General features: G+C 61.1%; 19 protein-coding genes and 3 tRNA genes. 20 read left to right on the top strand and 2 right to left on the bottom strand.

Annotation, left to right across the window (positions count from 1 at the left end; all coding sequences use genetic code 11):
• Nucleotides 1-6: 6 nt before the first annotated feature.
• Nucleotides 7-195, bottom strand: coding sequence for a hypothetical protein (locus tag PYH37_RS17505; RefSeq protein WP_280732746.1), 189 nt, complete (start codon nt 193-195; stop codon nt 7-9).
• Between PYH37_RS17505 and PYH37_RS17510 the strand changes: the two genes are divergently transcribed.
• The 3 genes from PYH37_RS17510 (at nt 194) to PYH37_RS17520 (ending at nt 5546) form a co-directional block, all read left to right on the top strand.
• A complete protein-coding gene (locus tag PYH37_RS17510) occupies nt 194-1474 on the top strand; it encodes a metallophosphoesterase family protein (protein ID WP_280732747.1) in 1281 nt (426 codons plus the stop codon). The two genes, PYH37_RS17505 and PYH37_RS17510, sit on opposite strands and share 2 nt — an antisense overlap.
• On the top strand, nt 1474-5052 hold the full coding sequence (locus PYH37_RS17515; protein WP_280732748.1) for an AAA family ATPase: 3579 nt from the start codon (nt 1474-1476) through the stop codon (nt 5050-5052). The genes PYH37_RS17510 and PYH37_RS17515 overlap by 1 nt, the downstream gene beginning before the upstream one ends.
• A 95-nt stretch (nt 5053-5147) precedes the next feature.
• Nucleotides 5148-5546 carry a (R)-mandelonitrile lyase gene (locus PYH37_RS17520; protein ID WP_280732749.1) on the top strand — a complete coding sequence of 133 codons (399 nt, stop codon included), beginning with the start codon at nt 5148-5150 and terminating at the stop codon, nt 5544-5546.
• Nucleotides 5547-5599: 53 nt separating this feature from the next.
• On the opposite strand, the gene PYH37_RS17525 is transcribed toward PYH37_RS17520, so the two are convergent.
• Nucleotides 5600-5675 (bottom strand) — tRNA-Val (locus PYH37_RS17525).
• A 415-nt stretch (nt 5676-6090) separates the two neighbouring features.
• Between PYH37_RS17525 and PYH37_RS17530 the strand changes: the two genes are divergently transcribed.
• From PYH37_RS17530 to PYH37_RS17610, 17 genes are all read left to right on the top strand, one after another.
• Nucleotides 6091-6167 (top strand) — tRNA-Asp (locus PYH37_RS17530).
• Nucleotides 6168-6243: 76 nt separating this feature from the next.
• Nucleotides 6244-6320 (top strand) — tRNA-Asp (locus tag PYH37_RS17535).
• Nucleotides 6321-6627: 307 nt separating this feature from the next.
• Entirely contained in the window at nt 6628-6993 is a 366-nt protein-coding gene (locus PYH37_RS17540; RefSeq protein ID WP_280732750.1) for an NADH-quinone oxidoreductase subunit A, read from the top strand.
• A complete protein-coding gene (locus PYH37_RS17545; protein WP_012707619.1) occupies nt 6984-7562 on the top strand; it encodes a NuoB/complex I 20 kDa subunit family protein in 579 nt (192 codons plus the stop codon). The genes PYH37_RS17540 and PYH37_RS17545 overlap by 10 nt, the downstream gene beginning before the upstream one ends.
• 17 nt (nt 7563-7579) lie before the next feature.
• On the top strand, nt 7580-8185 hold the full coding sequence (locus tag PYH37_RS17550; protein WP_280732751.1) for an NADH-quinone oxidoreductase subunit C: 606 nt from the start codon (nt 7580-7582) through the stop codon (nt 8183-8185).
• A gap of 57 nt (nt 8186-8242) precedes the next feature.
• Complete coding sequence (locus PYH37_RS17555) at nt 8243-9433, top strand: NADH-quinone oxidoreductase subunit D (protein ID WP_280732752.1); 1191 nt, start codon at nt 8243-8245, stop codon at nt 9431-9433.
• Nucleotides 9433-9687 (top strand): hypothetical protein, encoded by a 255-nt coding sequence (locus PYH37_RS17560; RefSeq protein WP_280732753.1) that lies wholly within the window; start codon nt 9433-9435, stop codon nt 9685-9687. The genes PYH37_RS17555 and PYH37_RS17560 overlap by 1 nt, the downstream gene beginning before the upstream one ends.
• 16 nt (nt 9688-9703) lie before the next feature.
• Nucleotides 9704-10528, top strand: a complete 825-nt coding sequence (gene nuoE, locus PYH37_RS17565; protein WP_280732754.1) for an NADH-quinone oxidoreductase subunit NuoE — start codon at nt 9704-9706, stop codon at nt 10526-10528.
• A gap of 11 nt (nt 10529-10539) precedes the next feature.
• Nucleotides 10540-11844, top strand: coding sequence for an NADH-quinone oxidoreductase subunit NuoF (gene nuoF, locus PYH37_RS17570; protein WP_280732755.1), 1305 nt, complete (start codon nt 10540-10542; stop codon nt 11842-11844).
• Between the two features lie 6 nt (nt 11845-11850).
• Nucleotides 11851-12492, top strand: a complete 642-nt coding sequence (locus PYH37_RS17575) for an NADH:ubiquinone oxidoreductase (protein WP_280732756.1) — start codon at nt 11851-11853, stop codon at nt 12490-12492.
• Between the two features lie 112 nt (nt 12493-12604).
• Nucleotides 12605-14686, top strand: a complete 2082-nt coding sequence (nuoG, locus tag PYH37_RS17580) for an NADH-quinone oxidoreductase subunit NuoG (protein WP_280732757.1) — start codon at nt 12605-12607, stop codon at nt 14684-14686.
• 20 nt (nt 14687-14706) lie between these two features.
• Nucleotides 14707-15750: an NADH-quinone oxidoreductase subunit NuoH gene (gene nuoH, locus PYH37_RS17585; RefSeq protein ID WP_280732758.1), complete on the top strand. Its 1044-nt coding sequence runs from the start codon at nt 14707-14709 to the stop codon at nt 15748-15750.
• A gap of 64 nt (nt 15751-15814) precedes the next feature.
• Nucleotides 15815-16306, top strand: a complete 492-nt coding sequence (nuoI, locus tag PYH37_RS17590) for an NADH-quinone oxidoreductase subunit NuoI (protein ID WP_280736079.1) — start codon at nt 15815-15817, stop codon at nt 16304-16306.
• A 152-nt stretch (nt 16307-16458) separates the two neighbouring features.
• Complete coding sequence (locus PYH37_RS17595; protein WP_280736080.1) at nt 16459-17073, top strand: NADH-quinone oxidoreductase subunit J; 615 nt, start codon at nt 16459-16461, stop codon at nt 17071-17073.
• 28 nt (nt 17074-17101) lie between these two features.
• The gene (gene nuoK, locus PYH37_RS17600) at nt 17102-17410 is read left to right on the top strand and encodes an NADH-quinone oxidoreductase subunit NuoK (protein ID WP_003531854.1); all 309 of its coding nucleotides are present in this window, start codon (nt 17102-17104) and stop codon (nt 17408-17410) included.
• 7 nt (nt 17411-17417) lie between these two features.
• Nucleotides 17418-19412: an NADH-quinone oxidoreductase subunit L gene (gene nuoL / locus PYH37_RS17605; protein ID WP_280732759.1), complete on the top strand. Its 1995-nt coding sequence runs from the start codon at nt 17418-17420 to the stop codon at nt 19410-19412.
• Nucleotides 19412-20923: an NADH-quinone oxidoreductase subunit M gene (locus tag PYH37_RS17610; RefSeq protein WP_280732760.1), complete on the top strand. Its 1512-nt coding sequence runs from the start codon at nt 19412-19414 to the stop codon at nt 20921-20923. Before nuoL ends, PYH37_RS17610 begins: the two co-directional genes overlap by 1 nt.
• The last annotated feature ends 18 nt before the right edge of the window (nt 20924-20941 follow it).

Here is a 20941-nt window from a genome sequence, read left to right on the forward strand (position 1 = left end):
AAAGCGCTAATCGACAAAAATCAATGCGGCCAAATATTTGGCCAAAAACCGTTCCCGGATTTCGCCCCGGGCACCGATCGATGCCGCGGCGATCAACTGCTTCTTCGACTGTGCTTGAAAACACTTGGTGATACCGGGCGTACTTGCCTCAACCGCCATTGACGGGCAATGCGGCTGGGGGCGATGGTCGGTCATGCCCTTCCGATTCGTCCACACTGCGGATCTCCATCTCGATTCACCCTTGCGTAGTCTGGCGCTCAGGAATGTCGAGGTTGCCAACCTGGTTCGAAGCGCTACGCGGGACGCCTTGGTGCGGATCGTCGACCTCTGTATCGAAGAGAATGTCGATGCCTTGTTGATCGCCGGTGATCTCTACGACGGCAATCAGACGTCGATGAACACGGCATTGTTCCTCGCAGGTGAGCTGCGCCGCCTCGATGAAGCCTGCATCCGTACTTTCCTCATTCGCGGCAATCACGACGCCCAGTCCCAGGTTACGCGCGAGCTGACGCTGCCGCCGTCCGTTCATGTCTTCTCGGGCCGAAGCAGACAGGCGCATGTCAAAACGCTGGAGAACGGCAGGCCCGTTCATATTCACGGAATGAGCTTTGCCGATTCGCACGCGCCCGAAAGCCTGCTGCCGCACTTCCATCAGCCCGTTCCCGATGCCATCAACATCGGCATGCTGCATACGAGCCTTTCGGGTGCTACGGGGCATGACCCCTACGCGCCGTGCAGCATCGCCGATCTTCAGCGCCACGGCTTTGACTACTGGGCACTCGGCCATATCCATCAGCGGCAGATCCACAGTGTGAAACCTTTCATCGTCATGCCGGGTATGCCGCAGGGCCGCGATATCAATGAAGCGGGCGTGAAGGGCGTTACCCTCGTCACGATCGATGATGACGGGCAGGTGGCACTGGAGGAGCGCCCGATTAGCGCGGCCGTATTCGAACGGCTCTCGATAGACATAACCGGTCTTGGCGACTGGCGCGATATACTGGAGACCGTGAGCCGTGAATTCGCGCGCGCTCGAAGCGGGCTGCCGGCCGACCATCTGATCCTGCGGCTTGCCCTGACCGGAACGACGCCGCTCGCGTGGCGTCTCAGAAGGGACGCCGACCTCCTGGAAATGGAGGTCGCCAATCTTGCGGCCGGACGGAGCGGATGCTGGGTGGAGAAAATCGATATTCTTTGCAAGCAGGGCGTAGAGGAAGCGGAACGGCCGTCCGCGGACCCGGTCGACGAACTGGCGGCGCTGGTCGAAAGCGATGTGCTCCCGGGCTTCGGCTTCCGGGCGGAGGTCAGGCGTGTTGCCGAAGAGCTCCTCCAACAAATGCCACCAGAACTGCGACACCTGATGGCGGCCGACGAGGCGGCGCTAGAGGAAGTGGTGCTGAATGCCGGGCGCGCGGGAAGCGCGGATGTGCTGGCGCATCTTCACGGCCGCGCTCCTGCCGAGGAGCTCCACTGATGCGGCTAAACCAACTGGAACTCGTCCGCTACGGCAAGTTCACAGAGCGGCGCCTCGACTTTGGCGATATGAGGCCCGGGGAGCCGGATTTTCATCTGGTCTACGGCCCGAACGAGGCCGGAAAGTCCACGCTTTTCTCCGGCTTCCTCGATCTTCTTTTCGGAATAGAACGTCTCAGTCCTTACGGTTTTCTGCACCCTTACCAGACAATGCGGGTCGGCGGCATTCTGGAAGCCGGCGGTTGCCAGCATCACGCCTATCGCATCAAGCGCAACGCGAACAGCATGATCGGTCCCGACGAGCAGCCTTTGCCGGACAATCTCTTTTCCGCCGCACTCGGTTCGATCGACCGGGCAACCTATCGGATGATGTTCTCGCTCGACGACGACAGCATAGAACAGGGCGGGGAAAGCATCCTGAAGAGCGAAGGCGAACTCGGCTCCCTCCTGTTCTCTGCAAGTTCCGGCCTGCCGGATAGCGGCGCGGCTCTTGCAGACCTGCGCGCGCAAGCGGACGCCTTCTATAGGCCTCAGGGGCGAAAGCATCAGCTTGCCGACTTGAAGGCGGAGCTTGATGCGCTGAAAGCCGAGCGCAACGCCATAGACGTGAACGCTCGCGAATACTCCAGGCTGCGCAAGGCCTTGGCAAATGCGCGGGAACGCCACGACGCGGCGGCAGGAAACCGCGCGGAGCTGCGCGTCCGCCGGGATCGGACACGCGCGCAACTTGATGCGCTGCCGCTCTTCGGGCGGCTTCATGGCGTGCGCAGAGAGCTCGCGCAGCAGGAGCCGCTGCCGGTGCCGCCGGCGGAGTGGTGGAGCGATCTGCCGATACTCCGCAAGCAGGAAGCGGAAGTCGCCGCGAGGCTCTCACAACTGAGGGAGGAATTACGCCGCCGCCGCGAGGAACTGGCGGAATTGCGGCGCGACGAGCCCGCCCTGGCATTGGCCGAACGCTTCGAGGCCATTCGCGAGACGGCGCTCGACGCCCGCTACCTGACAGCGGCCCGCGACATGCCGTCCCGCCTCGGCGATCTGGCGAGGACATCCGCCGAAATCGACGCCTGCCTCGCTCGCCTTGGGGAGGCAGGTAATCCCGACCCGGCTTCGCTCCTGCTGCCGACGGCCCTCAGTGCCCGGCTTCAAGATCTGGTTCGCCGACATGCGACCCTCGCGGAAAGACTGGCATCGGCCCACGAGGAGATGGAGAGCGCGAAGCAAGCTCATCACGAGGCGGAACGTGATCTCGCGCGGCTGAAGGATGGCGCCCGCGATCCAGGCCTCCTGATGAAACGATTGCATCTTCTGCGCCAGAGCGATTGCCTGCTACGCCAAGAGATGGCGGCGAGAGAGATCGAGCGGCTGGAGGCGGCGCTTTCCGACAAATTGGATGCCCTGCGCCCTTTTGCCGGTAACGTGGACGATCTGGCGACGCTAGCCGTTCCTGCGCCTGCCGGCGTCGATGCTTGGCGGGCGGAGGAGATGGCACAGGCGGAACGGCGGTCGCGGCTCGATGACCGGATCGCCGATGAGAGCGAGCGCCTGGCCGGAGACGAGGCGCGCTTGGCGGCACTTGGCGCGCATTCCGGCGTGGCTGACGATGCGCTTGCGCGTGAACTGCGGCGTCAACGCGACCTTGCCTGGCGCACGCACCGCTCCCGCCTCGACGATGTGACGGCATCTGCTTTCGAGGCAGCGTTGAAGGATGACGATGACGCCGCAGCCTTTCGTCTGGCGCAGGTCGAGAGAGTGGCCGAGATGCGCGGCTTGGCGCTTGCGATCTCTGAACGGCGCGCCCGTCTGCAGGTGCTGGAAGCGCAAAGAACCGCGGCAGCCGAGGAGCGAGGACGACTAAGCGCGAAGGTCGCCGCCGCAGCCATCGCATGTGGTTTACCTGACGTGACGATACTGCCGCAGCTTGAAGTATGGCTTGCCACGCGTGCGATTTCGCTTGAACTGCGCGCAGACCTTCGGGCGGCGTGCAGGAAGCGTGATACCGCCGCTTCGGAAGAGAGGTCAGCGATACGGGACTTGCAGGATGAACTCGTGCGATTCGGTGTGGCGGACAAGCTGCCGGATCGTCTCGACGGGCTTCTTATGGCAGCCGAACACGTAGTTTCCAGCGGACAGGCAGCACTGGTGGCGCACCGTGCGGCCGTCGCGCAACTTCATCGCGCGGCCGAAGCTCTGGAAAGTCGGGAGGCGGCGCTTGCTTCTGCCGAAGCCGCAATGGCCGCCTGGCAGGAGGAATGGAACGCAGCGCTCGGAGAGACCTGGCTGGCCGGGAGGATCGAGCGGCCGCTTCCGCACGAAATAGGTTCGATGCTCGCGGTGCTGCAGGATTTCGATAAGCTGATGCAGCGCAAGGCGGAGCTCGAGCATCGCATTGTAGCCATGCGCAGCGATCAGGCGGCTTTCGTGCAAGCGATTGCGAGCCTTGCGGAGGCGCTCGATCACGTTGATTTCGGGTTGAAGCAGCCCAAAACGATAAACGTCGCCGATGCTCATCGGTTGGAGCGAGATGCGAGCGGTATACCGCCTTCCACTTTTCTGCATCCCACTGCAGTTGTGGCGACCCCTACAGTCGATCCGTTGCTTGTTTTCGCATCGCTGCGCGATCGTATCGCTGCCGCTGAGCACAGCCAAGAGCGACGGCTCGCAATCGCCGCCAGCATCGAGCGGATGGAAGAAAACCTGCAATCCCTGCTTACCGAAGAGCGGCTCCACATAGCAAGCAAGCAGGTTATCCTCGACTTTTTTGCTTGCGGGACTCTCGATGAGGCGGGCTTGAGCCTTGATGCTGCTCGCGAGCAGGAGAGATTGCGCGAGCGGGGCATCGAGCTGGAAAACGATCTGATGGCGCGCCTCGGTGCCGGCACGATCGGAGAGGTCGAAGCCATGCTCGCCGCGGTCGATGATGCGGAGTTGCGCCTCGAACTCGCCCGCCTGGACGAGGCAATGGACGAGGCCGACCGCGAAGTCAGCGAGTTGCATGCCGAGGTGCGGAACAAGGAGAGGGCGCTTGCGGCTGTCGAGGGCGGTGACAGGGTTGCCGAATTGGATCAGAGGCGCCGAACTCTTCTCCTCGATATCGAAAGCAAAGCGGTCGGCTATCTGAGGCTCCGGGCTGGCGTGATTGCTGCCGAGCAGGCGTTGCGGCTGTTTCGCGAGCGCCACCGCAGCGCGATGATGCAACGCGCCTCCCAGACTTTTGTGCGGATCAGCGGTGGCGAATATTCCGGTCTTTCGACGCAGGTCGACAAGGGGCAGGAATTCCTGATTGCCAAGGCCGCTTCCGGTGGGTCGAAGCTCGCTGGCGATCTTTCAAAAGGCACGCGATTTCAGCTCTATCTGGCCCTCAGGATTGCTGGCTATCATGAAGTTGCGGCAGCGCGGGAGAGCTTGCCCTTCATTGCCGATGACATCATGGAAACATTCGACGACGGTCGCGCCGGTCGTGCTTTCGAACTGATGGCGGATATGGGGCGCGTCGGGCAGGTGATCTATCTGACGCATCATGAGCACCTTTGCGATCTCGCGCGGAGCGCCTGTCCCTCGGTGACCATTCACAGGCTCTAGCGGAGGAGAAAAGTCCCCGCGTTTTTCTGTCCTTCCCGCTTCATGGTCCACGGCTTACGATTGGACGGCGGTGGGCTGCCATTGGAGGAATACAGATGGAAATCATGGGATGTGGATCACGGCCCTCGATGCGTGGGGCGACCGAATATTTCCACGGGCCAGTTCGACAGGACCCGGCATTCGAAGCGCCCGCGCCGGCGCGGGTTCGCGTGGTGACGGTGACCTTCGAGCCCGGCGCCCGCACCGCCTGGCATACGCATCCGCTCGGCCAGACCCTGATCGTCACTTCCGGCCGAGGTCTGGCGCAGAGCTGGGGCGGACCGCTGCGCGAAATTCGCGTCGGCGATGTCGTCTGGTTCCCACCGGGCGAGAAGCATTGGCACGGTGCCGCGGCGGATACGGCGATGACGCACATTGCCATTCAAGAAGCACTCGACGGCAAGGCGGTGGATTGGCTCGAACACGTGACGGATGAGCAGTATCGCGGGGCGTGACCGAGAGGCCCGAACGCCGGTCTTTTCTGCGATTGGAAACTGTCGGATGAAAATGGTGGGCGATGAGAGACTCGAACTCCCGACATCCTCGGTGTAAACGAGGCGCTCTACCAACTGAGCTAATCGCCCTCTCGCGTTTCGAACAAGTGTCCGCCGCATCGGTGGGCGTGATCTATGCGTAACCGGCGAAAACCGCAAGAGCATTTTCGCGATTTTTTTGATTTTTTGCGGAGCCCAGGGTCGATACGTTCCAACCAGTGGACAGATTGAACGGGAAGGGGGAGGGGCGTGTTCGAGCATGCCCGCGCTTCCGAGCCCGGTACTGCCGAGGCTGGCGGCGGTGTCGAGAGGTCACCCGTATGGAGTCTACCGCGTGCGCTGATTTCCACCCCCGCCACCCTGTGGATCAAAATCCGATCCGTCACTGATTTGTCTTTAAACACGCTTGACACCCAAATGCGAACCGCTTAGTTAGCCGCTCATCGAACGGCAGGGCCGCTTTGATCACGGGGCGCGCAAAGGCGCTCCGGCCAGTCAAGATGATGCGGGTGTAGCTCAGTCGGTTAGAGTGCCGGCCTGTCACGCCGGAGGTCGCGGGTTCGAGCCCCGTCACTCGCGCCACTCTTGAAAGGCCAGCGCCGCGGCATTCTCAAAAGATGCCGATGGTGGTAATGATGGTCATGCATGGCCACGATGCGCGGGTGTAGCTCAGTCGGTTAGAGTGCCGGCCTGTCACGCCGGAGGTCGCGGGTTCGAGCCCCGTCACTCGCGCCATTTCTCTTGATTTCCATTGATGTAGCCCATCATCGACGCCTATATGTTTTGCGTTGCGGCAATCTGTCTCGGCACTCCGGTTTTGCGGGTAGGTTCGGCCAGTTCCCGCAATTCCACGGCTTACCGCGCATGGGGCGCGAAGGTGCCGTTCAATCCTGTGTCGTGAACCGGTTTAAATGCCTGTTCGAGGCTTGCGCATGGGCGCGGGCTGCGCTAACCACTCTGGCGTTGCAACATATTTTTCGGCCTGTGGAATCTGTTGTTCAAGCGCCTCTCCGGTGCTCTCCGCGGGCAGGGATGGATAACAATGACTGAACTTCTCGGTTCCTACGTTCCGATCGCGATTTTCATTGGAATCGCTCTTGTGATCGGCCTCGCACTCCTGGTCGCTCCTTTCGCCGTCGCCTTCAAGGCGCCGGATTCGGAAAAGCTGTCGGCTTACGAGTGCGGCTTCAACGCGTTCGACGACGCCCGCATGAAGTTCGATATCCGCTTCTATCTCGTGTCGATCCTCTTCATCATCTTCGATCTGGAAGTCGCATTCCTTTTCCCTTGGGCAGTCTCGTTCAAGGATGTGGGTTGGTTCGGCTTCTGGTCGATGATGGTCTTCCTCGTGGTCCTGACGGTCGGCTTTATCTATGAATGGAAAAAGGGAGCGCTGGAATGGAACTAGCATCCGGCACCACGCTCGTTGCGCCTCAGCCGAAGGGAATCATCGATCCCGCCACCGGCAAACCGATCGGCAGCAATGACGCATTCTTCGGCGAGATCAACAACGAGCTCGCCGACAAGGGTTTCCTCGTCACCTCGACCGACGAACTGATCAATTGGGCCCGCACCGGTTCGCTGATGTGGATGACCTTCGGTCTCGCTTGCTGCGCGGTCGAGATGATGCAGATGTCCATGCCGCGCTATGACGCCGAGCGTTTCGGCTTCGCGCCGCGCGCCTCGCCGCGTCAGTCCGACGTGATGATCGTGGCCGGTACTCTGACCAACAAGATGGCGCCCGCACTGCGCAAGGTCTATGACCAGATGCCGGAGCCTCGCTACGTCATCTCGATGGGCTCCTGCGCCAACGGCGGCGGCTACTATCATTATTCCTATTCGGTTGTCCGCGGCTGCGATCGCGTCGTGCCCGTCGACATCTATGTGCCAGGCTGTCCTCCCACGGCAGAAGCGCTGCTTTACGGCGTGCTTCTGCTGCAGAAGAAGATCCGCCGGACCGGCACCATCGAGCGCTAAGGGTAGGGGTTCTTAATATGAGTGAAGCCCTGAACGAGCTTGCCTCCTATCTTCGCGAGATGCGCGGTGCGCTGATTGCCGATGCGGCGATTGATTTCGGCGAGCTGACGCTGACAGCCAAGGCTGAAAATCTCGTCGCTCTGCTGACCTTCCTGCGCGACGACGTGCAGTGCGGCTTCATCAGCTTTATCGATATCTGCGGTGTCGATTGGCCCGAGCGGCCCGATCGCTTCGATGTGGTCTATCATCTGCTGTCGCCGCGTCAGAACCTGCGCGTCCGCGTGAAGGTGGCGACCGGCGAAGATGAGCCAGTTCCCTCGGTAACCGCCATCTATCCCGGCGCGGACTGGTTCGAGCGGGAAGCCTACGACATGTACGGCATTCTCTTCACCGGACACCCGGATCTGAGGCGCATTCTGACCGACTACGGTTTCGAAGGTTATCCGCTGCGCAAGGACTTCCCTGTAACCGGCTTCGTTGAGGTGCGTTACGATGACGAGGCCAAGCGGGTCGTTTATGAGCCTGTCGAGCTGAAGCAGGAATTCCGCGCCTTCGATTTTCTCTCGCCTTGGGAAGGTACGGACTACGTGCTGCCCGGTGACGAAAAGGCCAAGGCACGGTGAGATCAAGGCGGCCCGTGGCGATCCGCCGAGGACGCCATCCGGCCTGGAGCAATCGATATGAACGAACATAACGTTCGCAACTTCAACATCAACTTCGGTCCGCAGCACCCGGCGGCGCACGGCGTTCTTCGTCTGGTGCTCGAGCTCGACGGCGAAATCGTCGAGCGCGTCGATCCGCACATTGGTCTCCTGCATCGCGGTACGGAGAAGCTGATCGAGACCAAGACCTATCTGCAGGCCTTGCCCTATTTCGATCGGCTCGACTACGTCGCGCCGATGAACCAGGAGCATGCTTTCGCGCTGGCTGTCGAAAGGCTGACGGGCACGGAAGTGCCGATCCGTGGACAGCTTATTCGCGTCCTCTATTCCGAAATCGGCCGCATCCTGTCGCATCTCCTCAACGTCACCACGCAAGCAATGGACGTCGGCGCGCTGACGCCGCCGCTCTGGGGCTTCGAGGAGCGCGAGAAGCTCATGGTGTTCTATGAACGCGCTTGCGGCGCGCGCATGCACTCGGCCTATATTCGCCCCGGCGGCGTGCATCAGGACCTGCCGCATCAACTGGTCGAAGACATCGGCAAATGGATCAATCCGTTCCTGAAGACCGTGGACGATATCGACGAGCTCCTGACCGGCAACCGCATTTTCAAGCAGCGCAACGTCGATATCGGCGTCGTCAAGCTGGAAGATGCCTGGGCTTGGGGCTTCTCGGGCGTGATGGTGCGTGGTTCGGGCGCTGCCTGGGACCTGCGCCGTGCGCAGCCCTATGAGTGCTACTCCGACATGGAGTTCGACATCCCGATCGGCAAGAACGGCGATTGCTTCGATCGTTATCTTATCCGCATGATCGAGATGCGCCAGTCGGCGAAGATCATGCGCCAGTGCGTGGACCGCCTGCTCGGCAATGCCAAAGTCGGACCCGTTTCCTCGCTGGACGGCAAGATCGTTCCGCCGAAGCGCGGCGAGATGAAGCGCTCGATGGAAGCGCTGATCCACCACTTCAAGCTGTACACCGAGGGCTACCACGTTCCGGCCGGCGAGGTCTATGCCGCGGTCGAGGCGCCCAAGGGTGAGTTCGGGGTCTATCTGGTCTCCGACGGCACTAACAAGCCGTACCGCTGCAAGATTCGCGCGCCAGGCTATGCGCATCTGCAGGCCATGGACTTCCTCTGTCGCGGACACCAGCTCGCCGACGTCTCGGCCGTGCTGGGTTCCATCGATATCGTTTTCGGCGAGGTGGATCGTTGATGCGCCTGGCGCTGCCTGCCGCTCTGGGGTTCGTTGCGCTCGCTTCTGCGGCTTTCGCGCAGGAGGAGGTCGGCAGCGAGTCGTCCACAGCATTGCGAGGCGGCCCCATGTCTGCGCTCCTGTCGAAGGGGTACGAAATCAAGGCGGCGGTCGCCAATGGCGCGCGCTACATCGTATTTTTGCAGAAAGACCAGTCAGCCTATGCCTGCGAGTTTGTCTCGGTGACGAAATCGCGGTGCGGTTCGATTAACTGATAAGGTATCCACTAGAATGTCCGTTCGTCGACTAGCCGAAGATACTGTCCAGCCAGCGGCTTTTGCTTTCAGCAAGGAAAACGCTGCCTGGGCCGAGGCAACGATCAACAAATATCCGAAGGGCCGCGAGCAGTCGGCGATCATCCCCTTGCTGATGCGTGCTCAGGAGCAGGACGGTTGGGTGACAAGGTCGGCTATCGAGTCGATCGCGGACATGCTCGGCATGCCCTATATCCGTGCCCTCGAAGTGGCGACCTTCTATACGCAGTTCCAATTGAAGCCGGTCGGCTCGCGGGCGCATGTGCAGGTTTGCGGCACGACCCCCTGCATGCTGCGCGGTGCGGAAGACCTGATCAAGGTCTGCAAGAAGAAGATTGCCGCCGAGCCCTTTGCGCTGAACGAGAGCGGCACGCTGTCCTGGGAAGAGGTCGAATGTCAGGGCGCCTGCGTGAACGCGCCGATGGTGATGATCTTCAAGGACACTTTCGAGGATCTGACGCCGGAGCGGCTCGAACAGATCATCGATCTTTTCGACGCCGGTGAGAAAGCGGAAGTGAAACCCGGCCCGCAGGCAGACCGCATCTATTCCGCGCCCGTCGGTGGTCCGACGACGTTGCAGACGCCGGAGCCTGCCGTGAAGAAGACGGCGCGGGCAAGCAAGGCCGCGGATAAAAAGGCAGTCAGCGTACCACCGGCGAACGCCGCCAAGCCGAAGACCGCTGCGGACGTCACCAATCCGACGCTGAAGACCCCGGCGACCGCGAGGAAGGAGGCGGCGAAGATCGCCAAAACCGAAGGCGAGACGGTCGACAAATCCAAGCCGGCAAAGAAGCCGCGGTAAAGAGGTGAACCATGCTGAGAGATGAAGATCGCGTCTTCACCAATATCTACGGCCTCAAGGACAAGTCCCTTAAAGGCGCGATGGCGCGCGGCCATTGGGATGGCACCAAGCAGATTCTGGAAAAGGGCCGTGACTGGATCATCAACGAGATGAAGGCTTCAGGCCTTCGCGGTCGTGGTGGCGCCGGCTTCCCGACCGGTCTCAAGTGGTCCTTCATGCCCAAGGAAAGCGACGGGCGCCCGCACTATCTCGTTGTCAATGCAGACGAATCGGAGCCCGGCACCTGCAAGGACCGCGACATCATGCGTCACGATCCGCATACGCTGATCGAAGGCTGCGTGGTCGCGAGCTTCGCGATGGGCGCGCATGTTGCCTATATCTACGTCCGTGGCGAGTTTATCCGCGAACGCGAGGCCCTGCAGGCGGCGATCGACGAATGCTACGAATTCGGTCTGCTCGGCAAGAACAACAAGCTCGGCTATGACATCGACATCTTCGTCCACCACGGTGCCGGCGCCTATATCTGCGGCGAGGAAACGGCGCTGCTCGAGAGCCTCGAAGGCAAGAAGGGCCAGCCGCGCCTGAAGCCGCCGTTCCCGGCGAATATGGGTCTCTATGGCTGCCCGACGACCGTCAACAATGTCGAATCGATCGCCGTTGCGCCGACCATTCTGCGCCGCGGCGCCGGGTGGTACACGAGCTTCGGCCGTCCGAACAACCACGGCACCAAGCTCTATTCGGTTTCCGGCCACGTCAACCGTCCCTGCACGGTGGAGGACGCAATGTCGATCCCGTTCCACGAACTGATCGAGAAGCACTGCGGCGGTATCCGCGGCGGCTGGGATAATCTGCTCGCCGTCATCCCCGGCGGTTCGTCCGTCCCCTGCGTGCCCGGCGCGCAGATGAAGGACGCGATCATGGATTATGATGGACTGCGCGAGCTCGGTTCTGGCCTCGGGACCGCCGCCGTCATTGTCATGGACAAGTCGACGGACATCATCAAGGCTATCTGGCGTCTCGCCGTATTCTACAAGCATGAGAGCTGCGGCCAGTGCACACCCTGTCGCGAAGGCACGGGCTGGATGATGCGCGTCATGGAGCGCATGGTGCAGGGCCGTGCCCAAAAGCGTGAGATCGACATGCTTTTCGACGTGACGAAGCAGATCGAAGGCCACACGATCTGTGCCCTCGGCGACGCGGCCGCATGGCCGATCCAGGGCCTTATCAAGCATTTCCGTCCGGAAATGGAGAAGCGGATCGACGAATATACACGCAATGCCACGTCGCATGGCGCGGTTTTGCAAGCGGCGGAGTAACGACCGATGGCTGGAGCAAGCAAGGACGGACAGGGACAGGAAACGGCTGAAGCAGCCGCTCCATTCGTGCGGGCCGCTGCTGCCGATCCGGCCGATCCGTTCGGCATGGCGGAATGGATGAAAAACATGTCGAGCCTTCCGCTTCACCCTGTGATGGCCCGCCCGTCAGCCGCGGTCGCCGCCGCAACGGCGCTTGGTTTCGGCCTGTCGAGCCATATAGCGGGGATCATGTTCGGCGCGATGCAGGGCGCCGTCGGCGCCATGCAGGGCGCCGTCGGCGCCATGCAGAAGGGCATCTCCATGTCGGAGCAGGGCGCGGCGTCGGCGCCCTCTGCCGGGCAAGCAAGAAAAGCCGCGGAGCAAGCTCCGGTAGCGCCGCGAAGGGCAGAAGCTCCGCGAAAGCCGCGAACGGCAGCCAAGCCGAGCGCTTCGGCAGCGAAGCGGCGCGAGGCCGATGATCTCAAGCGGATTTCCGGGATAGGCCCGAAGCTTGAGCACGTGTTGAACGGCAAGGGTATTCGCCGCTTCGCGGACATCGCTGCCTTGAGCAAGGCCGATGTGGCGCGGCTGGACGCCGAGCTCGGTCTTGGTGGCCGCATCGTGCGGGACGACTGGGTCGGGCAAGCGAAGGTGCTGAGGGGCGCCTAAGAGGAATAACGGCGGGGGCCCCGTGTGGTCATTTCGTCAAGCGGCGACGCCGTGAAGGAATTGTCTGTCGCCAAAGAAGGCAGGCGGACGAAAGACAGGATTGAGTACGAAGATGGCAAAGCTGAAAGTCGACGGAAAAGAGATCGAGGTCCCGGACCATTTCACGCTGCTTCAGGCGTGCGAGGAGGCTGGCGCCGAGGTTCCGCGCTTCTGTTTCCATGAGCGGCTTTCGGTTGCCGGCAACTGCCGCATGTGTCTGATCGAGGTCAAGGGCGGGCCGCCGAAGCCGGCAGCATCCTGCGCCATGGGCGTACGCGACCTGCGTCCCGGCCCGAACGGCGAACTGCCGGAAATCTTCACGACCACGCCGATGGTCAAGAAGGCGCGCGAAGGCGTCATGGAATTCCTCCTGATCAACCATCCGCTGGACTGCCCGATCTGCGATCAGGGCGGCGAGTGCGACCTGCAGGACCAGGCGATGGCCTTCGGGATCGACACGTCGCGCTACCAGGAAAACAAGCGCGCGGTCGAGGACAAGTATATCGGTCCGCTCGTCAAGACCGTGATGAACCGCTGCATTCACTGCACGCGCTGCGTTCGTTTCACGACTGAAGTTGCCGGTATTGCCGAACTCGGCCTGATTGGTAGAGGCGAGGACGCCGAAATCACCACCTATCTCGAACAGGCGATGACTTCGGAGTTGCAGGGCAACGTCGTCGATCTGTGCCCCGTCGGCGCCCTGACCTCGAAGCCATTCGCCTTCACCGCGCGTCCGTGGGAGCTCAACAAGACCGAATCGATCGATGTCATGGATGCTCTCGGCTCCGCGATCCGTGTCGACACGCGCGGCCGTGAAGTCATGCGCATCATGCCGCGCGTCAACGAGGACATCAACGAGGAGTGGATTTCCGACAAGACCCGCTTCATCTGGGATGGACTTAAGACCCAGCGCCTCGACCGGCCCTACGTCAAAAAGGACGGGCGGCTGCAGCCGGCAAGCTGGGGCGAGGCATTCCAGGCGATCAAGACCGCCATCGACGCGATCTCGGGCGACAGGATCGGCGCTATTGCCGGCGACCTTGCATCCGTCGAGGAAATGTACGCGCTGAAGGAATTGGTCTCCTCGCTCGGCTCTGAGAATATCGATTGTCGCCAGGACGGCGCAGCACTCGACCCGTCGCTCGGCCGCGCAAGCTACATCTTCAATCCGACGATCCAAGGCATCGAAAACGCCGACGCCCTGCTCATCATCGGCTCTAATCCGCGCTTCGAGGCTTCGGTCCTCAATGCCCGCATCCGCAAGCGCTATCGCATGGGCAACTTCCCGATCGCCGTCATCGGCGAACAGGCGGAACTGCGCTACGAATACGAATATCTCGGCGCCGGTGCCGATACGCTTGCCGAGCTCGTTTCGGGTAAGTCCAAGTTCTTTGCGACGCTGCAGAAGGCTCAGCGCCCGCTGATCGTGATTGGCCAGGGCGCGCTGATAGGGGAGGGCGGCGGAGCTGTTCTCGCTGCCGCGGCGAAGCTTGCAGCGGCTGTCGGTGCGATCGGCACGGACTGGAACGGCTTTGCGGTCCTCCACACTGCGGCCGCTCGCGTCGGCGGTCTCGATCTCGGCTTCGTCCCCGGCACGAGGGGCAAGTCGGCTGCCGAAATGGTCGGCGCGATGGACGTGCTCTTCCTTTTGGGTGCGGATGAGATCGACCTTTCGGCGAGAAAAGCCGGCTTCACGGTCTACATCGGTTCGCACGGCGACAACGGCGCGCATGCGGCCGACGTTATCCTTCCGGGCGCCACCTACACGGAAAAATTCGGCACATGGGTGAATACCGAGGGTCGCGTGCAGATCGGCAACCGCGCCGGTTTCGCGCCAGGCGACGCGCGTGAGGATTGGGCCATCATCCGCGCGCTCTCGGACGTGCTCGGCAAGAAGCTGCCCTTTGACTCGCTTGGCGAATTGCGTGCGAAGCTTTATGCGGCTCAGCCGCATTTCGCAGAGGTCGACGCGATCGCCGCCGGCAGGAGCGACGAAATTGCCGCACTTGCGCAAAAAGCCGGTGAGATGGCGAAATCCGTGTTTGCGTCTCCGGTCAAAGACTTCTATTTGACGAACCCGATAGCGCGCGCATCCGCCGTCATGGCCGAATGTTCGGCTTTGGCACGCAACAATTTCAAAGCTGCGGCGGAATGAGCGCGAGGGAATAGAGCATCATGGACGCTTTCGTTTCGACCTATGTCTGGCCCGCGGCCATCATCATCGGCCAGTCGCTCCTGCTGCTGGTCGCGCTGCTGATCTTCATCGCCTATGTTCTCCTCGCAGACCGCAAGGTCTGGGCTGCTGTGCAGCTTCGCCGCGGTCCGAACGTCGTCGGCCCCTGGGGGCTGTTCCAGTCCTTTGCGGACCTTCTGAAATTCGTCTTCAAGGAGCCGGTCATTCCAGCCGGCGCCAACAAGACGATCTTTCTGCTTGCGCCGTTGGTTTCGGTGACGCTCGCGCTCGCCGCCTGGGCCGTTATCCCGCTCAATGCGAACTGGGTCATCGCGAACATCAACGTCGGCATCCTCTTCGTCTTCGCCATATCTTCTCTCGAGGTTTATGGCATCATCATGGGCGGCTGGGCCTCGAACTCCAAATATCCGTTCCTCGGTGCATTGCGCTCGGCGGCGCAGATGGTCTCCTATGAAGTCTCGATCGGCTTCGTCATCGTGACCGTGCTGCTCTGCGTCGGGTCGCTCAATCTGACGGATATTGTCACCGCGCAGACCGACGGTCTCGGAACGATGATCGGACTTCCGGCCTCCTTCCTCGACTGGCACTGGCTGTCGCTGTTCCCGATGTTCATCGTGTTCTTCATTTCGGCGCTTGCTGAAACGAACCGTCCGCCCTTCGATCTGCCCGAGGCCGAATCCGAACTCGTCGCCGGCTTCATGGTCGAATACGGCTCGACCCCGTACATGATGTTCATGCTCGGGGAATATGCGGCGATCTGCCTGATGTGCGCGCTGACGACGATTCTCTTCCTCGGCGGCTGGCTGCCGCCGGTCGATGTCTGGTTCCTGAACTGGGTCCCGGGGATCATCTGGTTCGTGCTGAAGGCCTCGTTCGTATTCTTCATGTTCGCGATGGTGAAGGCTTTCGTGCCGCGTTACCGCTATGACCAACTGATGCGTCTCGGCTGGAAGGTCTTTCTTCCGCTCTCGCTCGCCATGGTCGTCATCGTCGCATTCGTTCTGAAGCTGATGGGGTGGGCGTAATGTCCGCTCAAGCTTCGCTGCATACCGCCGGCGCATCCCAGGCCGGCAAGTTTGGAGGTAAATGATGGCCGGTCTTTCGCAAGCCGTCAGCTCACTGTTCCTCAAGGAATTCGTCGGCGCATTCCTGCTGTCGATGCGCTATTTCTTCCGGCCGAAGGCCACGCTGAACTATCCTTTCGAAAAAGGACCGCTCAGCCCACGTTTTCGCGGCGAGCATGCGCTTCGCCGTTATCCGAACGGGGAAGAGCGCTGCATCGCCTGCAAACTCTGCGAAGCGATCTGTCCTGCCCAGGCGATCACCATCGAAGCCGGTCCGCGCCGCAACGACGGCACCCGCCGCACGGTGCGCTACGACATCGATATGGTGAAATGCATCTATTGCGGTTTCTGCCAGGAGGCCTGCCCGGTCGACGCCATCGTCGAAGGGCCGAATTTCGAATTCGCCACCGAGACGCGCGAAGAGCTCTACTACGACAAGGAAAAGCTGCTCGCCAATGGCGACCGGTGGGAGCGAGAAATCGCGCGCAACATTGCAATGGACTCGCCCTATCGCTGAGGCCATTTGCGTAACGCAGCATAGCGCCGCTCCCAAGAAAAGGCGGTGCGTGCGTAACGAGTTTGGGCACTGGCCGGACGGAATGTCCGGCTATGTCTCATGGAGTGGGGCGGAGCGCCTTCACGCCGAGCAAGACGAAAAAGGCACCGATCATGGGTCTGCAGGTTCTTTTTTTCTATCTCTTTGCCTTCATCGCTGTGGCGTCGGCATTCATGGTCATTGCGGCTAAGAACCCGGTCTATTCGGTTCTGTTCCTCATTCTGACCTTCTTCAATTCGGCAGGCCTCTTCCTGCTGACCGGTGCCGAGTTCCTGGCGATGATCCTGCTTGTGGTCTATGTCGGTGCGGTAGCGGTTCTTTTCCTTTTCGTCGTCATGATGCTCGACATCGATTTCGCCGAGCTGCGCGCCGGTGTGCTTGAATATGCACCGGTCGGCGCGCTGATCGGTCTGATCCTTGCCGCGGAACTCATCATCGTCGTCGGCGGCTCGACCTTCTCGCCTGAAATCGCCAAGGGGATCGCGATGCCGATCCCGCCGGTCAGCGAGCGGACCAACACCGCCGCGCTCGGCGACGTCCTCTACACGCACTACGCCTATTTCTTCCAGATCGCAGGGCTCGTACTGCTCGTCGCCATGATCGGCGCCATCGTGCTGACCCTGCGCCACCGTGAGAACATCAAGCGCCAGAGCGTTCCGCGCCAGGTTGCCCGCACGCCCGAGACCGCCGTAGAGGTGATCACGGTCAAGCCGGGGCAGGGTATCTAATCGGGACGCGAGGTCGAGGAACTACAATATGGAAATCGGAATTTCCCACTATCTGACCGTCAGCGCCATTCTCTTCACGCTCGGCGTCTTCGGCATCTTCCTCAACCGGAAGAACGTCATCATCATCCTGATGTCGGTGGAGCTCATTCTCCTCGCGGTCAACATCAACATGGTGGCCTTTTCGGCGTTCCTGAACGACATCACCGGCCAGGTCTTCGCGCTGTTCATTCTGACCGTGGCGGCCGCCGAGGCGGCCATCGGACTTGCAATTCTCGTCGTCTTCTATCGCAACCGCGGTTCGATCGCCGTCGAAGACGTCAACATGATGAAGGGCTGATAGGGCTATGGACACCATCATCAAGGCTATCGTCTTTCTGCCTCTGATCGGCTTTCTCATTGCCGGCCTCCTCGGCACGCAGATCGGTGCGAAGGCATCCGAGTATCTGACCAGCGGCCTGATGATCATCGCGGCCGTACTGTCGTTTTTCGTGTTCTTCGACGTTGCGCTCGGCGAAGAGGAGATGATCAAAGTTTCGGTCCTGCACTGGATCCAGTCCGGCAGTTTCGACGTCGAATGGGCATTCCGTGTCGACACGCTAACGGCAGTCATGTTCGTCGTCGTCAACACGGTTTCGACGCTGGTGCACGTCTATTCGATCGGATACATGCACCACGATCCGCATCGCCCGCGCTTCTTTGCCTATCTGTCGCTCTTCACCTTCGCGATGCTGATGCTCATCACGTCGGACAACTTGCTGCAGATGTTCTTCGGCTGGGAAGGCGTGGGCCTGGCGTCGTATCTGCTGATCGGCTTCTGGTATAAGAAGCCTTCGGCCAACGCCGCGGCGATCAAGGCCTTCATCGTCAATCGCGTTGGCGATTTCGGCTTCTCGCTCGGTATTTTCTGCGTCTTTGTTCTCTTCGGTTCGATCAATCTCGAAACAGTCTTTGCCGCCGCGCAGAGCTATCTGCCGGCCGAAGGTGCCGAAGCAGGGGAGGCCGTGATCACGCTGTTCGGCATGCAGCTCGACAAGGCGCATGCGTTGACGGCGACGTGCCTGCTTCTCTTCATGGGGGCGATGGGCAAGTCTGCGCAGTTTCTGCTGCACACCTGGTTGCCGGACGCCATGGAAGGCCCGACGCCGGTTTCGGCCCTCATCCATGCCGCAACCATGGTCACCGCCGGTGTCTTCCTGGTCGCCCGCATGTCGCCGTTGTTCGAGCTGTCGCCGGACGCGCTGACGGTCGTCACGCTGGTCGGGGCGATCACTGCCTTCTTCGCCGCAACCGTCGGTCTCGTACAGAACGATATCAAGCGAGTCATCGCCTATTCGACCTGTTCGCAGCTCGGCTATATGTTCGTGGCGCTTGGGGTCGGTGCCTATGGCGCAGCCATCTTCCATCTCTTTACGCACGCCTTCTTCAAGGCGCTCCTGTTCCTCGGCGCGGGCTCGGTAATCCATGCCGTCGATGGCGAGCAGGATATGCGTTACATGGGCGGACTGCGCACCCACATCCCCGTCACCTACTGGATGATGTTCGTCGGCACGATCGCGCTCACGGGCGTCGGCATCCCCGGTACGGTCATTGGCACGGCCGGCTTCTTCTCGAAGGATGCCATCATCGAGTCCACCTTCGCCTCGCACAGCGTCGTTTCCGGCGTCGCCTTCATCTTGCTGGTGATTGCGGCCCTGTTCACCAGCTTCTACTCTTGGCGCCTGACCTTCATGACGTTTCACGGCAAGCCGCGCGCTTCCTCCGACGTCATGCACCACGTTCACGAGTCGCCGCAGGTCATGCTGGTACCGCTCTATATTCTTGCGGCCGGCGCACTCCTCGCAGGCTTCCTGTTCCATGATTATTTCTTCGGCCATCACTATGTTGAGTTCTGGCAGGGCTCTCTCTTCACGCTGCCGGAAAACGAAATCCTCGAGGAGTACCATCACGTTCCGTTGTGGGTGAAGTGGAGCCCGTTCGTGGCGATGGCGCTCGGTCTCTACACGGCCTGGTACATGTACATCCGTTCGCCGGAGACCCCGAAATACCTCGCTCAGCAGCATCGTGGTCTCTACCAGTTCCTGCTCAACAAGTGGTATTTCGACGAGCTCTACGATTTCCTCTTCGTCCGTACCGCCAAGCGCCTCGGCACCTTCCTCTGGAAGGAGGGTGACGGCAGAGTGATCGACGGCTTTGGGCCGAACGGGGTTGCGGCGCGCGTGCTCGACGTCACGGATCGCGTTGTCCGACTGCAGACCGGTTACCTCTATCACTACGCGTTCGCCATGCTGATCGGCATTGCAGCGCTCGTTACATGGATGATGCTCGGGAGTTCCTTCTGATGACCGATTGGCCCGTACTTTCCGCGGTCACCTTCATGCCGCTCGTCGGCGTTCTGCTTCTCTTGCTGACAAGGGAAGACAGCGCTTACGGCCGCCGCAACATCCTGAACGTATCGCTGCTGACGACGATCTTCACCTTCGCCGTGTCTCTCTATATCTGGTACCAGTTCGATAGCTCGAACGCCGGCTTCCAAATGATCGAGAAGCACGAGTGGCTCGGCACCGGCATTTCCTATCATCTCGGCATTGACGGGATCTCGGTGCTGTTCCTTCCGCTTACCGCGCTTCTGATGCCGTTCTGCGTGCTCGCGAGCTGGGTCACGATCGAGAAGCGGCTGAAGGAATACATGATCGCGTTTCTGATCCTGGAGACGCTCATGCTCGGTGTCTTCGTATCGCTCGACATCGTGCTCTTCTACGTCTTCTTCGAGGCGGGCCTCATCCCGATGTTCATCATCATCGGCGTCTGGGGCGGCAGGGATCGCGTTTACGCGAGCTACAAGTTCTTCCTTTATACATTGCTCGGCTCGGTGCTTATGCTGCTCGCCATCATGGCGATGTACTGGCAGGCCGGCACGACCGACATCACCCAACTGCTCGCCTATAGTTTCCCGCGCGAGATGCAGACATGGCTATGGCTTGCCTTCTTCGCATCATTCGCGGTGAAGATGCCGATGTGGCCGGTCCATACCTGGCTTCCAGACGCGCACGTCCAGGCGCCGACGGCGGGTTCGGTGATCCTGGCCGGCATCCTGCTGAAGCTCGGCGGCTACGGCTTCCTACGCTTCTCGCTGCCGATGTTCCCGTTGGCGTCGGACTATTTCGCGCCGTTCGTCTATACTCTGTCGATCATCGCGATCATCTACACCTCGCTGGTGGCGATGATGCAGACCGACATCAAGAAGCTCATCGCCTATTCGTCCGTCGCGCATATGGGCTATGTGACGATGGGGACCTTCGCGGCCAACATACAGGGCGTCCAGGGCGCCATTTTCCAGATGCTGTCGCACGGCGTCGTCTCGGGCGCGCTCTTCCTTTGCGTCGGCGTCGTCTATGACCGGCTGCATACCCGTGAGATCTCCGCCTATGGCGGCCTCGTCAACAACATGCCGAAATATGCCGTCGCCTTCATGGTCTTTACCATGGCGAACGTCGGTCTTCCGGGTACCTCGGGCTTCGTCGGCGAAGTGCTGACACTGGTGGGCGCGTTCCGGGCCAATACCTGGGTTGCCTTCTTTGCGACCAGCGGCGTCATTCTGTCGGCAGCTTACGCCCTCTGGCTCTACCGGCGGGTGATCTTCGGCGCGCTCGAGAAGGAAAGCCTTAAGACTTTGCTCGATCTCTCCGCGCGTGAGAAGCTCATCCTCTATCCGCTGGTGGTTCTGACGATCTTCTTCGGAATCTATCCCGCGCCGGTCTTCGACGCGACCGCGGCCTCCGTGGACCTCCTCGTCAACAACTACTCCGCAGCCCTGCAGGCAGCGCAAAACGTTGCGCTTTCGGTGCAATGACCACAGGACGTGATTGGA

The sequence above is a fragment of the Sinorhizobium numidicum genome, assembly GCF_029892045.1.
GTDB lineage: Bacteria > Pseudomonadota > Alphaproteobacteria > Rhizobiales > Rhizobiaceae > Sinorhizobium > Sinorhizobium numidicum.